Genomic DNA, 15206 nt, shown 5'->3' on the forward strand with positions numbered 1-15206 from the left:
TCTCTGCCTGTCGAGTACAGTTCAGTGCCTACCGTGTACAACGGCCAGGACAGGGTGGCTAGTCCTCGTTCCCCTACGCCGTGGGTGAACGGCCTGCGGATCTTGTCCGGACAAAGAAAAAGCCCCCGGATCACTAGGATCCGAGGGCTTTCCTGTGGAGATGGGGGGAATTGAACCCCCGTCCGATGTCGTTTTGTCAGGGCTTCTCCGGGCGCAGTTTGCGTCGGATTTTCTCGGCCCCAGCCATCCTGCAAACAGGTGGCTGATCCGGGCCTAGTCATCTAAAAGTCCCGTTTACCTCAATGACGAAGGCAAACAGCAGTGGCTATCTAAATGACGCCAGGAACCGGGGCGATAGCAACCCCGGGCTGACGGACTGTCTTACTGCTTAGGCAGCGAGAGCGAAGTCAGTGCGCTTAGATTCGGCACTTATTGGTTTGCAGACAGCGTTTACGAGATAATTCTGCATCCTCGGCCCGCTTCACCTGTCGCGACTAACATCGTCGAAACCGATCATCCCCGTATTTTGTTACCAAACCGGCAAGGTATTCATCAAGTGATCAAATCCCTACCGGACTATCCATCATAACGCATGCGCCCGGAAGATCATTCCCGCGACACGAGCCCTGGGCGGGGGGGCACCCACCCGGATCTAGCGGCGGTTACGCTCCCGCAGCTCCCGCAACGATTCGCGCTTATCCTGCTGCTCACGCAGCGTTTGGCGCTTGTCGTAGTCCTTTTTACCTCGAGCTATGGCTATTTCAACCTTTGCCCGGCCGTCCAGGAAGTAAAGCTGCAACGGCACCACGGTGAAACCGGATTCGCGGATCTTTTGGGAGATCTTGTCCAGTTCGTCACGGTGAAGCAAAAGCTTACGACGGCGGCGTGCGGCGTGGTTGGTCCAGCTCCCCTGGTGATATTCAGGGATGTGGATGCCCTCCATCCACAGTTCGTCATTGTAGAAGGTGCAGAAGCCGTCCACCATGGAGGCGTGGCCTTCACGGAGCGATTTCACTTCCGTACCCATCAGCGCAATGCCAGCTTCATAGGTATCCAGGACATGGTAGTTATGCCGGGCCTTCCGATTGGTGGCCACTACCTTACGGCCACTTTCCTTGGGCACGGTAGAACTCCTTGTTAGATGCGGATTTCAACTAGTGTACGCCAGAGCCCGAACGCCTTGGTCGCTGACAAAGTGTCGGCCCACTAGAGGAGGGTCATCGGATCCACCGCGGCCCCGTTCAGCCAGGTTTCGAAGTGTGCGTGGCACCCCGTCGAGTTACCTGTGCTACCCGAGTACGCAATGAGTTGTCCCTGCGATACCTGCTGGCCGTTGGAAACCACGATGCTGCTGTTGTGGTAGTAAATGGTTGTCAGGGAGTTGCCCTGCACCACACCGTGGGACAGCTTCACGCGCCATCCACCGCCGTCGGCCGAGTTCCAGCCGGAGTTGAAGACGGTACCAGCCGCTGCGGCGTAAACAGGAGTACCGCAGGCTGCACCGAAGTCGATGCCGGTGTGCATGTAACCACCCGTGCCGTAGAAATCGATGGTTCCGGGCGGGGTTGCCCGCCAACCGAATCCTGACGTGATGGGTACGTAGCTGGCGAAGGGGTGTCGCAAACCAAACGCGGACGGCGAACCCACCGGCGGGACATACGGCTGCTCGGGCGGTGCCGGCTTTCCTTGCGCTGCTGCTGCGGCAGCCGCAGCAGCAGCGGCTTCCGCGGCAAGGCGACGCTGCTCGGCCTCCCACGCCTCCCGAAGCTTGCGGTCCCTCTCGACGATTTCGGCCGCAACGGAGTCCTGTTCGGCCTTCACACGGGCAAGATCGGCTTCAATGCCGGGCTTGGCCGCCTGTAGTTGTCCATTCAGGCGGGTGGTGTCCTCGATGAGCTTGTCGACCTCGGCTTTCTTGCTCGCAGCCTCGTCGCGCGCAGCCTTCTCCCGCTCCAGCGCGGCGTCGGCTTTGGCCTTCAGGTCCTGGATCTCAGCCTCGACGGCGGCCAGCCGGGCCTGCGAGTTTACGTTGGTGGCGTTCTGCTGGGTCAACTTGGTCATTGCAGCGTTCTGGCTTCGCATGGCCTGATCGGCGAGGTCCATGGATTCTGTCAGGCTGCCGGACTCGTTGGATCCGAAGAGCAGGGCGATGTTGGTGGGCACACCCCCGGATTTATAGGCCTGGGAGGCGATCTGGCCGATCAATTTCTTTGTATCGGTGATCTTCTGCTTGTCACTCTCAAGCTGCTCAGTAATTTTGGCTTTGTTCTGCTGGGCGAGCTCCACCCGGGCTGCCAACGCCTCGACCTCCTTGACAGCGCTGGCCACGCGGCCCTGCGCTTCGAGAAGTGCCTGCTGGGCGCCCGGGAGGCGTCCTTGGTAGATGACGAGGTCGCCGGCGGCCTTGGCGATCTTCGAGTCCACAAACTCCAAGGACGCCTGAACGCGCGCCGATTCGGCCTCGAGCGCAGCTTGTTGGTCGTCCAGGCTGTCCGCATGGGCCGTAGGTACAGCGGACAGGAGGCTGACGGCGAGGCCCAAGGCGAGCACGCCACCAAGAATCCTGGCTTGGCCGGACGCAAGCCGCCGACGCAGGGAGTTCTGGTCCAACGTGGTCATCATGAGTCCTTTACGCTTGTCAGCAGAGTCGTTCGCAGCCGCCCGTCATCCATCACTAAACCTTCAAGTAACGCCGGAGGGTCAACAAGGAGGATATCCCGGCCAAACCACCGCCGAGCGCAATCAGCACCGGTGCGATCACCAGGACCTGCGTCGATGAGATGAAGGGAGTGTTAAGGAATTGCCTGGACAGATCACCGTTGAGCCAAAAGTGTGCCATTAGCCACAGCGTCACGGAGGCCAACAACGCCCCGACAACAGCGGCGATCACGCCCTCCAAGATGAACGGCAACTGGATGACTGTCTTGGAGGCGCCCACCAAGCGCATGATCCCCGTTTCCCGACGCCGGCTGAACGCCGACAGCCGGATCGTGGTGGTTATCAGCAGCACCGCGCAGAAGATCATCACCGCGGCCACACCCATCGCGGCCACAGAAGCGCCGTTCATCCAGGAGAAGATCCGCTCCAATACCTGACGCTGGTCACTCACCGTCTCAACGCCCGGTTGCGAGGAAAATGTTTCGCTGATGATCTGGTACTTCTCGGGGTTCTTCATGTTGATACGGAACGACGCAGGCAACTGGTCCTCGGACACGGAATCAACAATCGGCGAATTCGAGAACTGCTCTTTGAAGTGCTTGTAGGCCTCGGCTTGGGATTCGAATTGGAAGTCGTTGATGTACTGCTTGACGGCAGGAGACTCCAACATTGCCTGCAGATTGGCCTGCTGTTCCTTGGTGGCCGGCCCCGAGGCGCACCCAACCGCCGTCGAGCCGTCGTTACAGAGGAAGACCGCAACCTGGACTTTGTCGTACCAGTAGCCCTTCATCTGGTTGATCTGCATCTGCAGCATTCCGGCTGCGCCAACGAACGTCAGGGATACAAACGTCACCAAGACGACCGAGATCACCATGGACAGGTTGCGGCGCAGGCCGCTGCCGATTTCCCCGAGGATGAAAAGGAGCCTCACAGCTGTGCCCCCTGCGCGCGGTTGAGTTCCTCGCCACTGGCGTCCTTCAGCCGCCGCGATTCACCCACAACCGGAATCATGGACGTGTACAGTGCCTTCGCTTCGTCACGGATGACCTTGCCATTCTTGAGCTCCACCACGCGGCGGCGCATTTCGTTAACGATGTCGTCGTCGTGGGTAGCCATGACCACAGTGGTGCCGTTCTGGTTAATCTTGTCCAAAACTCCCATGATTCCCATGGACGTAATGGGGTCAAGGTTCCCGGTGGGTTCGTCCGCAAGGAGAATGCCTGGGCGATTGACGACGGCGCGGGCAATCGCCACACGCTGCTGCTCGCCGCCTGAAAGTTCGTGAGGCATCCGCTTTTCTTTGCCCTCAAGGCCAACGGTCTTCAATACCTCAGGAACCGTCTCCCGGATGATGGAGCGGCTCTTGCCGATGACCTGCATGGCAAAGGCTACGTTCGCGAAGACGTTCTTCTGCGGGAGGAGACGGAAATCCTGGAAGACCACACCGATACCCCTGCGAAGCTTGGGCACTCGCCAGCTCGAGATGTTGGCCACGTTCTGGCCGGCAACGTAAACCGAACCTGAGGATGCTTTGTCTTCCTTCAGGATCAATCTCAGGAAGGTGGATTTTCCTGAGCCTGAGGCGCCCACCAGGAAGGTGAATTCACCGCGGTTGATCTCAAGGCTGACAGAATCGAGCGCCGGTCGGGCATTCTGCTCGTAGACCTTGGTGACATTCTCAAATCTGATCATGGCCCTTTAGAACCCCGCCGGACATGACGTACTCGCCCAGTCCAACAGCCGGAGCGCGGGCTTTCGATGGGGGAAGTGAGAGCACCGGCCACTCGACTATACGCACGCAGCAGCCGGGATTCCGGGGGTTTGGGGGGCGTGTCGTGGAATCGGACGCCTCCGGTACGCGGACTGAGACCCTAGTTGGCAGCGTTGCGGTTGCCGGTGCGCCAACGGATACCGGCGTCGATGAAGTCATCGATGTCGCCGTCCAGAACAGCCGAAGTGTTGCCTACTTCGTGTTCCGTGCGGAGGTCCTTGACCATCTGGTAAGGATTGAGCACATAGGAGCGCATCTGGTCACCCCAGGATGCCTTGACATCACCTGCCAAGGCCTTCTTTTCAGCGTCCTGCTGTTCCTTCTTAACAAGCAGCAACCGCGACTGGAGCACACGCAGGGCCGCTGCCCTGTTTTGAAGCTGCGACTTTTCGTTCTGCATTGAAACGACGATCCCCGTGGGAATGTGTGTCAAGCGCACGGCGGAGTCCGTGGTGTTGACGGACTGGCCACCTGGTCCAGAGGACCGGAAGACATCAACGCGGATTTCGTTGTCCGGAATCTCGATGGAGTCGGTCTGTTCAATCAGCGGGATGACCTCAACGGCGGCGAACGACGTCTGCCGTCGGCCCTGGTTGTCAAAAGGACTGATACGGACCAGGCGGTGTGTGCCCGCCTCGACACTCAGGGTGCCGAAAGCGTACGGCGCCTTGACCTCGAACGTGGCGGACTTCAGGCCTGCTTCTTCAGCATAGGACGTGTCCATGACGGTGGTGGGGTAACCATGACGCTCCGCCCACCGCAGGTACATACGCATCAGCATCTCGGCGAAGTCGGCAGCGTCAACACCACCTGCTCCTGCCCTGATGGTCACTACGGCTTCCCGTTCGTCGTACTCGCCGGACAACAGGGTGACGATTTCGAGCTCGGCGAGGGCTTTGCGAATAGAAGCAAGTTCTTTCGCGGCCTCGGCCATTGAGGCTTCGTCGCCCTCATCCTGGCCGAGCTCCACCAGTACTTCGAGGTCGTCTATCCGGGAGGCAAGCTTGGACAACCGCTCCACTTCAGCTTGCCGGTGGGACAAACGCGAAGTGACAACTTGCGCCGATGCGGGGTCATCCCAAAGGTCCGGCGCGCCAGCCTGCTCACTCAATTCGGCGATTTCTGCCTTCAAGGCATCAATATCGGTGACGTTCTCGATGGAACTGTAAGTGGCGCGAAGCGCGCGGATTTCTGCGGGAAAATCAATCTCAGCCATGGTCTTTCCAGCGTACGCTATCAGCCGGACTCCCCCGACTGGGCGCCGTCATTGCGTCCCTATCATTGCGTTATTACGTTGTGTCCCTATTGGGTGAGCCGAGACCTGGCAGTGGATCTTGCTTCAACGGCGATTCCTTCAGGCAGCAGGAAGGTGACCAAGGGCGGATGGGCGATGGCACTTAACACCACCACCGCTGTACCGCCGGGAGAACTACCCGTCCCGGAAGAAACTTCCAAGTGATCGTGCATGGAGAAGGCTCCGCTGTTTCCCAGATACAGATCAACCGCGCCCAGCACCCGCTCGTCCACCAGCGACGCCGAGGGCACACTGCTTCCCTCGATGTCACCCACCACATACGAATCTGCAGCGGCAAGTGCGGCGCCATCAGCCAAGGACAGAAGTTTCTTGTGTTCCAAGTAAATCGCGGATGTAGCCATTACCACCGCAGCCAACAGGAGTGCCAGAAGTACGAAGCCTACGATCAGCACGCTCATTTGTCCCTCTTCGGCTTTGCTCCCTATCCGTCCCATCGCCACTTTTGCGCCTCCTCCTCACGTTGACGATTCACTTAAAATGCCCCACGACTTGCGTGGCAGAGGCATTGAGCACAGCAGCATTCAAATGTAGCGAGTCGCCAAACGGAACCATCGGCAAAGGGACAGTCAATCGAACCCAAACTGTCACTGCTGCGCCTGCTGAAAGGCAGTCTGCCCGGTCGCACGTGATCTCCATCGTGGCTGCTTGCGCCGGGTAGCCGTAATCCCTCAGCGCCAAGAGGACGCTCTGTTCTGCGCTGGTCCTCGCGAGGACAGGTTCACTCTGGGAGACAAAGACCTTGGCCGCCTGATCCGCCGCACCCACCACCGCAAAGGATCCGCCTTGGATTTGGCCTACGGTTACCAGGAAATAGACCACAGGGACCATGAGCAACAATGCCAGGAACGTAAACTCCACGATGGCACTGCCGCGCTGCCTTTTGACGTCGGTACGCATACTGGATGTGTCTTGATATGGGCCGAACGCCAATTGCCAAGCCCTGTTCAGCCAATGCCCAAGGCGATTCATTATCGAACCTGGGCACGGCACCGGGGCCAGGACATTACTTTGGAAGGGCAGCATGTCCGGTAACCTCCATGAGTCCACCGGGGCCGATAAGCCCCACAACTGGCATAGGCGCCCTCACGGTCACTTCCAACGCCCGAATTCCATCCAGAGTCCTTTCAGCGGTGGTCACATCTGCCGCGAAATCTCCATTGAGCGCCGTTTCGATCAGCTCGGACGTCCTGGCCTCCGCATCCATAACCGTTCGATCGGCAAGGGTTCCATATCGCGCTCCGGACGCGGCGGCATCAACAAGTGTGTTTCGGACATGAAGGACAAGCGTGAGCTGGACGATTGACATGAACAGCAACGTCAGGAGGGCACCAATCATCACGAAATCGATAACCGCGGAACCTCGTTCCCCACTATTAACTGCACACGGATTTTTATCTGTGCAGCGAATTTTAAGTGCACTTGGACTTTCAAATCCACAGGGCAGGCAGAATGGGCGCTTTTGGCTGCGGGACCACACCTGCCCCATTTCCTAACTACCCACCTTGGCCATAGCCTGCGTGAAGAGGTCCGCCAGTGCTGGCGATGCAATCGCGAGGAGCCCTGCGACCAATATGGCGGACATTAGGGTGATCATCACCCATCCCGGGACGTCACCGCGCTCACGGTGTTCCAAGGGTGATGCCACATTTCGCGCGATCACAGCGAAGGCCCATGAGAAAAACGGCAAAGTCATTGTATTTGCAGAAAACGAGTGTCCATACTTCTTCTTCATTATTTTCCCCAATGTGTGTGTTTGTGCTGGTAATGTGCGACCGCCGGATAAAGGTAATTGGTCAAAGATCCCGGCTCGGTCCTGTCAAAGGCTCAACTGCAAAGCGGCGAGCGCCGGAAACGCTGCGAAAATGACCGTTAGCGGAAGGACGCCGAATACAAGGGGCACCATCATGCCGATTTCTTTTCGACCGGCTGATTCCATCAGTTCCCGCTTCGCAGCGTCGCGGACGTCGGCAGCTTGTGCGCGAAGTACATCGGCCAATGGAGTGCCCCGCTCCACAGCCACCACTAATCCGTCGACGAATCGGACCAGGGGCGGCAGTTGCGTTCGGGTAGAGAAAGCTTGGAGTGCCTGGATCAGCGACTTTCCTGATCTCGTGTCCGCCAGGACGGCGCTGAATTCCTTGGCGAGCTCGCCATTGGAGGTACGTGAGATTCGGTCCATCGCACCCACGGCGCTCTCTCCGGCGGCGACGGCAAGCGCCATAAGTTCGGCAAGGCTGGGAAACTCCGCAAGAATCACCGATTCCCGGCGCTTAGTCTTTTGGCCAAGCAGGAAATCGCGGAGCACGTAACCACAAAAGGCACCCCCGATGACCGCCACCAGTGATGGAAGCGGGCTGAATCGTCCGGAGGCGGCACCCAGCCCCACGCCGATCACAGCAAGCAGGAAGCCGCCTGCGGCCCACACGAGTTGCTCGGCGCGGAAATCCACCACGCTTTTCGCGGAGCCGGCTCGAGCGAGTCTCTTGCGCAAGGCTGGGCCGCCACTGTTAAAACGGGACAAGTAGAGAATTCCGTCCTGCATAACGGGGCGGAGAATGCGTTCCAGTGGTCCAAAGGGTGTGAGATTATGCGTAGGCGCCCGGAGGAGGCGCGACTCGAGATTCTGCGACTTAAGCTGTGGGTCAATCCGCTCCGCGAAGGTCCGGCCACGCATGAATGGAAGCCGCACCAGGATCAACCATGTCCCTCCGCCCAGGAATAAACCAAGGAGCGTGGCGGTCGCCGTCGAGGTGCTCATCGGAGGACCCGCTCATCCTCGGGTAATGCCCCAATCCGCAGCATGACTGCGTAACACAAAACGGAGACAACAAGTCCGCCGAGGAGCACCGCGGCACCAATTCCGGAGTTGTAGGCAAGCATGGCTTCAGGCCTACCGGCCATGACCACCAGGACTATCCAGGGTGCCGCGACAGCCAGCCGTGCACCGTTTACGGTCCAGGATTGCCTGGCCTCGAGTTCGCTGCGCGTCCGGGCGCTTTCCCGAAGAAACCCGGCCAACGTGCCCAACATGCGCCCGAGGTCGGAGCCACCCACTTCCCGGGTCATGCGGAGTGCCTCGATGATCCTGTCGGCCACGGGATCTGCCAAGCGGTCCTTCAGTTTGTTGACAGCCGCATCGAACTGACCGCCCGATCTGTAATCGGCACCAAAATCAAGGAAGAGGCTCCGCAGTTCGTCCGGCCCGTTATGCCCAAGTTGGATCAATGCCTCTGGCAAAGCCAGGCCGGCGCGAATGGCGGATCTCAGATGGTCAACAACATCCGGCCACAGTTGGCGCAGAGTGGCACGCCGTTTCCGCGCCCGCCGACGCACGAGGCCGAAAGGGATCCAAGCGCCGAAGACTCCGAAGCAAAGGCAGACGGGCAATGACGCGGTCACAACGAAGAACAGGAGCATCGCAACGACTCCACATCCAGCGCAACTGAGAAGGAGGCCCGCACTGGTGACCCTTTCTATGCCTGCCGTGAGCAAGAGAAGTTCCAGGGGCCGTGGCCGGGGTTCCCTGACCCGGAGGTCCGGTGGATGGTCCCAGGTGGACCACCAAACAAGTAATGCTCCACTGCCACAAAGGATCCCCAATAGCGGGGCCATCAGTTCAGCTCCAGCAGCGCGGCGACATCAAAACCAGCCACGGCAAACTTTTCGACCGCCGGTATGGAGTTGGCTTTGGGCTGCAACTGCCCCTCAAGCATGCGGAACACCACCGAGGATTCGATGACCCCGTTTTCCACGCGGCGTCCCAAGGACAGGATTTCGGTTACCAGCCTCCGCCCATTGGCCTGCCGGGCACAATGCACCACTAAGTCAATGCACGAGGCAACTGTGGGCAAGACGAATGCACTGGAAATATTCGCCCCCGCCAGCAAAGGCAGGGTGCAAATCTTGGTGACGGCGTCATGGGCCGAATTTGCATGGACCGTGCACATGCCAGGAAGCCCGGAATTCAACGCGATCAGCATGTCCAGGCTTTCGGCTTCGCGGACTTCGCCGACCACCAGGCGGTCAGGTCTCATGCGCAGGGCTTCCTTAACGAGCCTTCGCAACGGAATTTCTCCATGACCTTCCAGGTTCGGTTGCCTGCATTGGAGACCCACGACGTCACGCAGAGGGAGTTGCAATTCAAAGATCTCTTCAACGGTTATTACGCGCTCACGTGAGCCAATGCTTGCTGCAAGGCAGTTCAACATAGTGGTCTTCCCTGCCTGGGTGGCACCGGAAACGAGGATGTTGAGTCCGCTTGCAACGGCTGCACCAAGGAACCTGGCAGATTGGGGTGTGAGGCTTCCCAACTCCACGAGATGCTCAAGCCGGTTAGCCCTGGCGATGAACTTTCTGATGTTGACAGCCCAGTGCTTCCTGGTCACGTCTGGAATAGCAACGTGCAAGCGTGACCCGTCCGGAAGGGCCGCGTCCACGAACGGTGACGACAAGTCCAGCCGCCGCCCCGAGCTCTTGAGCATCCGCTCGACGAGGTCGCGGATTTGTTGCTCGCTCAGGGTAATTCCGGTTAGCTCGGACTCCCCATTACGCGCGACATAAATTTCGTGCGGCGCGTTGATCCAAATTTCCTCAATTCCAGGATCATCCAGGAATGGCTGCAGCGGCCCGAATCCCGCTACGGTGTCAAATACGTGGCGCCGGGCGGTTTCCAAATGTCCCAATGGCGGAAGGGGCCCAAGGAGAGCCCTTTCGTCATAGTCGTTGACCGCGTCCTCAATCAAGCGCCGGACTTCCGCGGTCTGTTCAAGAGGGTCCAAACCCCGGCGTCTGATAAGTTCGCGGACCTCACCCTCCACAATCCCAACGGCCTCCATATTTCCCCCCAAAAATGCTCTTTGTCCGTATCCGAGAGGCGTATCTCGAGTCACCTACGCTAGGGGAGCCGAAGTTTAGGGCCAAGTCCCGCATGAGGGATTGTGGATAACTATTGGAACAAGAGTCCCTTTGGCATCGTCTGTACCACTAGTCACTCCAGTTTCCGAATGTTAGGGTAAAGCCCGTTAGGAGCTGGCCTTTGGTCCCATGCGCAGGCGCCCGCCCCGGAGCTTGTCAGCAAGCCACACCATGCGCCGCTGAGCCGCGGCACAGGGCCGGAATTGGATATGACAAGAACCCCCGTAAAGACGGTCCGTCGCATGCCGCTTGCAAGGACTGGAATCGCCCTTTGTCTGGTCCTCCTTGCCGGGACTTTTCCCGGCATTCCTGCATGGGCGGAGGACTCCGGCCCTCGGCCAGCGCCAGCCCCGATCGCCGAACAGAAGTCGCCAGCGACGACTCCACTTCTGCCATCGACAGACTCCGGGGCCCTCCCCGCGGAAAGCGCACCGCCGGTGACGAACCAGCAGCAGGTGCCAACCGCCGTCGAGCCTTCACCTGCTGTTGCTCCGCAGCCGGCCAACGGCCCCTCTATGGACGATCCAGCTGGGCTGCCAACCGCCAAGGCAATGCCCGGCAATGCTCCGGACGCCGAGAGCATGAAGGCAGCAATGCGAGCCGCGATTCCAGCGGGCGGGGCAGAAATGGGTCAGCGCTCACCCAGGGTCACCGCGGCAAAGCAAGGCAACGGAAATTCAGGGCCTGCTGGCTCACGCACAGTGGGGCAGGTGGTGCCGATGGACGCTGACCCGGGTCACTGGAGGCCAACCATCGGTATCCATGGACAGGACGTCAGCGCGCACCAGGGCAACGTCGACTGGCAGGACCAATGGAACGAAGGATCCCGCTGGGCTTACGTCAAGGCCTCCGAGGGCAACTATTACCTGAACGAAAACTATGCACAGCAATATGACGGCTCGCGGAACGTCGGTATGGTTCGTGGCGCCTATCACTTCGCCATTCCAAACTGGTCTTCGGGTGCGGACCAGGCGAGATACTTCGTAGCGAACGGCGGCGGATGGACTGCAGACGGTTACACGCTTCCTCCTGTCCTGGACATCGAATACAACCCCTACGCTGGACGCACCATCAATGGCTTCTATTTCGGCAACACGTGCTACAACATGTCAAAGGCGCAACTTGGGCAGTGGGCTGCCGATTTCGGCAACACGGTCAAAGCCCTGACGGGGCGCTTTCCGGTCATTTACAGCACCACGGATTGGTGGAATACGTGCGTAGGCAACTCCACGTTCGGGAGCTACCCGCTGTGGATCGCGTCGTACTGGAACAACCCCACGAATTCTCCTGGATCTTTACCGGCCAGTTGGGGCGACTACACCATGTGGCAGTACAGCAGCACCGGGCCGTTTGAAGGTGATTCCAACATCTTCAACGGCAGCTACGATCAGCTGCGGACGTTCGCCCGTGGTGCCTCAGCCCCTTCCAACCCGTCCATCAAGTCCGGCGCCGACCTCCTGGCCACAAGCTCGACGGGCCGGCTCGATGCATTTCCAGCCGACGGCAGTGGCCGGATCACTGGTCCTGTGGCCATCGGTTCGGGGTGGACCGGTGCAAAATCGCTGTACGTCGTTGATTGGAACCAGGACGGCGTCCAGGACATTCTTTCGCAGTGGTCCGACGGGACACTGAGAGTCTTCCGCGGCGCTCCCGGCGGGGGCTTTTATGCTCCCCTCCAAGTCGGTTCCGGCTGGCAGGAAATGTCCCTGACGGTCGGGTGGTGGAACTCCAAAGACGGCTATCCGGGCGTAATAGGACAGGACTACCTGGGCAATTTGTACCGGTACCCGAACACGGGAGGTGGAACGCTGGGAAATGGGGTGCTGATCGGGACCGGCTTCAGCGGCCACCAGTTGAACCAGATCGACTTCGATGGCGACGGTAGCCAGGACATCCTCACGCGCACCTCCGATGGCACCCTTCGCCTTTATCGTTCGAACGGCTTGGGCAGCTTCCTCAACGAAGCCGCCCAAGTAATTGGTTCCGGATGGAATGGCATGACGTCGGTAAGTTCAGCGATCGGCTTCAGCGGGGCCGGGTCCCAGGGACTCCATGCCCGCACCGCCAACGGCGACCTCTACTATTACCCGGCGGTCTCGGGTGCGTGGGGCAACCGCAGCCTCATCGGACTTGGCTGGGATGACGCGATCCGGATCAGCGACGCTCCCCTGGATGTTGAGACAACACTCGGCATCGACCAGGAGGATGTGGTCGCGGTCCGTGCCGATGCCAACCTCTACCGCTATCCCGGTACGGGTACCACGGCGCTCCTGCCGGAGGATCTCATGGGAACAGGGTGGGCCGGCCTGAAGGCCGGGTTCGTCACGGATTGGAACGGGGACGGCGCCTTGGACATCGTGGCGCAATGGTCCGACGGCCGGCTAAACGTCTACCCGGGCAGGACTGGCAGCGGTTTTGGGACCCCCATCGCCCTCGGCAGCAATTGGAAGGACTGGACGCTAAGCGTTGGGACATGGAAAAAGGCCGATGCACACCCCGGTCTCGTAGGATACGACTCCACGGGTCGCCTGTACTACTTCAGCAACCCCACCGGGAAGACCGTGTCCACCGGTATCTCCATTGGAGTCGGTTGGAGCGGTTTGGACATAGCGCAAATGGACTTTGACAAAGACTCAAATGCCGATCTCCTGGCCAAAAACCCAGCTGGCGATCTGAAACTGTACCGTTCCAACGGCACCGGCAACTTCATGCAGGAACCTGCAGCGGTGGTCGGAACAGGGTGGAACGTCGTTACGAGTTTCGGTGCGGTCCGCGGATTTGCCGGAGCCGGCTCCAGCGGTGTCATCGCCCGGACCACCGCTGGCGAGCTGCGGTACTACCCTGTGGGTTCGAACAGGTCGTGGGGAACAACAACCCGCATCGGTACAGGCTGGAATTCCCTGACCATTCTGGCACCCGCGGCAAAATAGCACGCACGCAGTCCGGTTTCGAGGGCCCTTTCGTGGAAAACTTCCATGAAGGGGCCCTCGGTTCATTCCAGCTGACTGACACGCCCGTGCGGGCGATAAATATCGCCCAGGAGCGCCCTAAATTGCTGGATCACATGGTCTAATGAAGGTGGTCTCACGTATTGGCTGTTCAGCGCATTCGGGATACGGACTTTGTTTGGGGGCAAGCGAAGATCACCCATTGCGCACAATCAAGGAGTGATCTTATATGGCGTTTAGAGTTGGAACTGCAAGCGCTGACATTACGCCGTCGCTGAGCACCAATCCGTATATGGCCGGATATGGCACCACCGATGGCGGACGCGAGGCCACCAGCAGTTCGCCGTTCGAGCCCCTCTATGCTCGGGCAATCCTCATCTGGGAAGACGCACATCCCCACATCATCATCTCGCTGGACGTTCTGGCAGTGCCTCGGGCTATGCACCAACGGATCCGCGACAGGATCATTCAACTCGCGGATTGGTCCAGCAGCGACATCCTGATCCAGGCGACACATACGCACAACGGTCCAGCACTGATCGACACATTGCATCCCTACATGGCGTACGGACTGGCAGACCTCGGGTTGCTCCGCTCGTACAGTGACGACCTGGAAGACACAATCGTTGACCTTGCCCAGGAAGCCCTGGACGCGAACGAGGAGGCCGTGACTTTCGACTACAAAGTTTCAACACAGAACTTTTCCGCGAACAGGGTTGGCCTGCCGTACACAGAAACCGCCGTCCCCATACTCGTAGCCAGACGGGGCAACGGCACACCGGCAGCTGTGATCTTCAGCTACGGCTGCCACCCCATCAGCGCTGGTTTGCGCACGCTGTTTGACGGAGATTTCGCGGCAGGCGCCTGCAATTACATCGAGAACCGCAATCCGAATTGTTTCGCCATGTTTGTGCAGGGACCCGCCGGGGACCAGGACCCTGGAGGGGTCCGCAGCTGGGAACTCAGGGACCAGCATGGGGACGCCCTTGGGGCAACCGTCAATTCAAACATGCAGTCTGCCGGCAGGGCGCTCAGCGGCCCGATGGTGACGCGCTATCAGGAGGTCCAGCTTCCATTGGACATCACCCCTACCGCGGGTAATCTCGCCGCTGTACGTGCCGCGTATGTTGCCCGTTTGCCAAACCCCAACGGCCAGCCGCAGTGGTACCAGCGTCACGCCCAGGTCATGATCGGCCGTATTGACAGCAATAGCTACAAAACCGCGGTGCCGTCCCCCTTCCAAGTGTGGAAATTCAACGGAAGCCCCCAGCTTAAGATCGCCATGATCGGCGGCGAACTCGTCAGTGGATACGGGGCGTATTTCAGAAGTCGCAATGGCGGAACCAACGGCATAATCGTCGGCGGATACGCCAATGAGTCCTGCTGCTACATACCGAGCAATGAATTTTTTCCGCCGAACATGCCACTTGGCAGCTACGAGGGTGGTTGGGAGCCGGACTTCCCGGGAATTGCTGGTGGCTCAATGACCGTCTACGGACATCTGGCCCATTTCAAGGCGGGTACGAATGGCGTGGAAACAACACTCATCAATGCGATGAATTCATTGCTTGCCTGAACAGAAATGCCCACGTAAAGGCGC

14 protein-coding genes and 1 other RNA gene are annotated in these 15206 nt (G+C 59.5%); 2 read left to right on the forward strand and 13 right to left on the reverse strand.

Features of this window, described 5'->3' with window-relative positions; all coding sequences use genetic code 11:
- Window positions 1–152: 152 nt before the first annotated feature.
- From ssrA to VUN82_17080, 13 genes are all read right to left on the reverse strand, one after another.
- Window positions 153–521: a transfer-messenger RNA gene (gene ssrA / locus VUN82_17020) on the reverse strand.
- 131 nt (window positions 522–652) lie between these two features.
- On the reverse strand, window positions 653–1123 hold the full coding sequence (smpB, locus tag VUN82_17025) for an SsrA-binding protein SmpB (GenBank protein ID XAS70783.1): 471 nt from the start codon (window positions 1121–1123) through the stop codon (window positions 653–655).
- 83 nt (window positions 1124–1206) lie between these two features.
- A complete protein-coding gene (locus tag VUN82_17030) occupies window positions 1207–2619 on the reverse strand; it encodes a peptidoglycan DD-metalloendopeptidase family protein (protein ID XAS74724.1) in 1413 nt (470 codons plus the stop codon).
- 55 nt (window positions 2620–2674) lie between these two features.
- The gene (ftsX, locus tag VUN82_17035; GenBank protein ID XAS70784.1) at window positions 2675–3589 is read right to left on the reverse strand and encodes a permease-like cell division protein FtsX; all 915 of its coding nucleotides are present in this window, start codon (window positions 3587–3589) and stop codon (window positions 2675–2677) included.
- Window positions 3586–4350: a cell division ATP-binding protein FtsE gene (gene ftsE / locus VUN82_17040; GenBank protein XAS70785.1), complete on the reverse strand. Its 765-nt coding sequence runs from the start codon at window positions 4348–4350 to the stop codon at window positions 3586–3588. Before ftsE ends, ftsX begins: the two co-directional genes overlap by 4 nt.
- 179 nt (window positions 4351–4529) lie before the next feature.
- Complete coding sequence (gene prfB, locus VUN82_17045; GenBank protein ID XAS70786.1) at window positions 4530–5645, reverse strand: peptide chain release factor 2; 1116 nt, start codon at window positions 5643–5645, stop codon at window positions 4530–4532.
- A gap of 86 nt (window positions 5646–5731) precedes the next feature.
- Window positions 5732–6142 (reverse strand): pilus assembly protein TadG-related protein, encoded by a 411-nt coding sequence (locus VUN82_17050; protein XAS70787.1) that lies wholly within the window; start codon window positions 6140–6142, stop codon window positions 5732–5734.
- A 70-nt stretch (window positions 6143–6212) separates the two neighbouring features.
- Window positions 6213–6641, reverse strand: a complete 429-nt coding sequence (locus VUN82_17055; GenBank protein XAS70788.1) for a hypothetical protein — start codon at window positions 6639–6641, stop codon at window positions 6213–6215.
- A 106-nt stretch (window positions 6642–6747) separates the two neighbouring features.
- Complete coding sequence (locus tag VUN82_17060) at window positions 6748–7080, reverse strand: TadE/TadG family type IV pilus assembly protein (protein ID XAS70789.1); 333 nt, start codon at window positions 7078–7080, stop codon at window positions 6748–6750.
- Window positions 7081–7233: 153 nt separating this feature from the next.
- A complete protein-coding gene (locus tag VUN82_17065; GenBank protein XAS70790.1) occupies window positions 7234–7437 on the reverse strand; it encodes a hypothetical protein in 204 nt (67 codons plus the stop codon).
- A gap of 123 nt (window positions 7438–7560) precedes the next feature.
- On the reverse strand, window positions 7561–8502 hold the full coding sequence (locus VUN82_17070) for a type II secretion system F family protein (GenBank protein ID XAS70791.1): 942 nt from the start codon (window positions 8500–8502) through the stop codon (window positions 7561–7563).
- Entirely contained in the window at window positions 8499–9356 is an 858-nt protein-coding gene (locus VUN82_17075) for a type II secretion system F family protein (GenBank protein ID XAS70792.1), read from the reverse strand. Before VUN82_17075 ends, VUN82_17070 begins: the two co-directional genes overlap by 4 nt.
- Entirely contained in the window at window positions 9356–10579 is a 1224-nt protein-coding gene (locus tag VUN82_17080) for an ATPase, T2SS/T4P/T4SS family (GenBank protein XAS70793.1), read from the reverse strand. The genes VUN82_17075 and VUN82_17080 overlap by 1 nt, the downstream gene beginning before the upstream one ends.
- Window positions 10580–10867: 288 nt before the next feature.
- Between VUN82_17080 and VUN82_17085 the strand changes: the two genes are divergently transcribed.
- Together VUN82_17085 and VUN82_17090 are read left to right on the forward strand one after the other, a co-directional pair.
- Entirely contained in the window at window positions 10868–13588 is a 2721-nt protein-coding gene (locus VUN82_17085; GenBank protein ID XAS70794.1) for a GH25 family lysozyme, read from the forward strand.
- 247 nt (window positions 13589–13835) lie between these two features.
- Window positions 13836–15182, forward strand: a complete 1347-nt coding sequence (locus VUN82_17090) for a neutral/alkaline non-lysosomal ceramidase N-terminal domain-containing protein (protein XAS70795.1) — start codon at window positions 13836–13838, stop codon at window positions 15180–15182.
- The last annotated feature ends 24 nt before the right edge of the window (window positions 15183–15206 follow it).

Source organism: Micrococcaceae bacterium Sec5.1 (assembly GCA_039636795.1).
Taxonomy (GTDB): domain Bacteria; phylum Actinomycetota; class Actinomycetes; order Actinomycetales; family Micrococcaceae; genus Arthrobacter.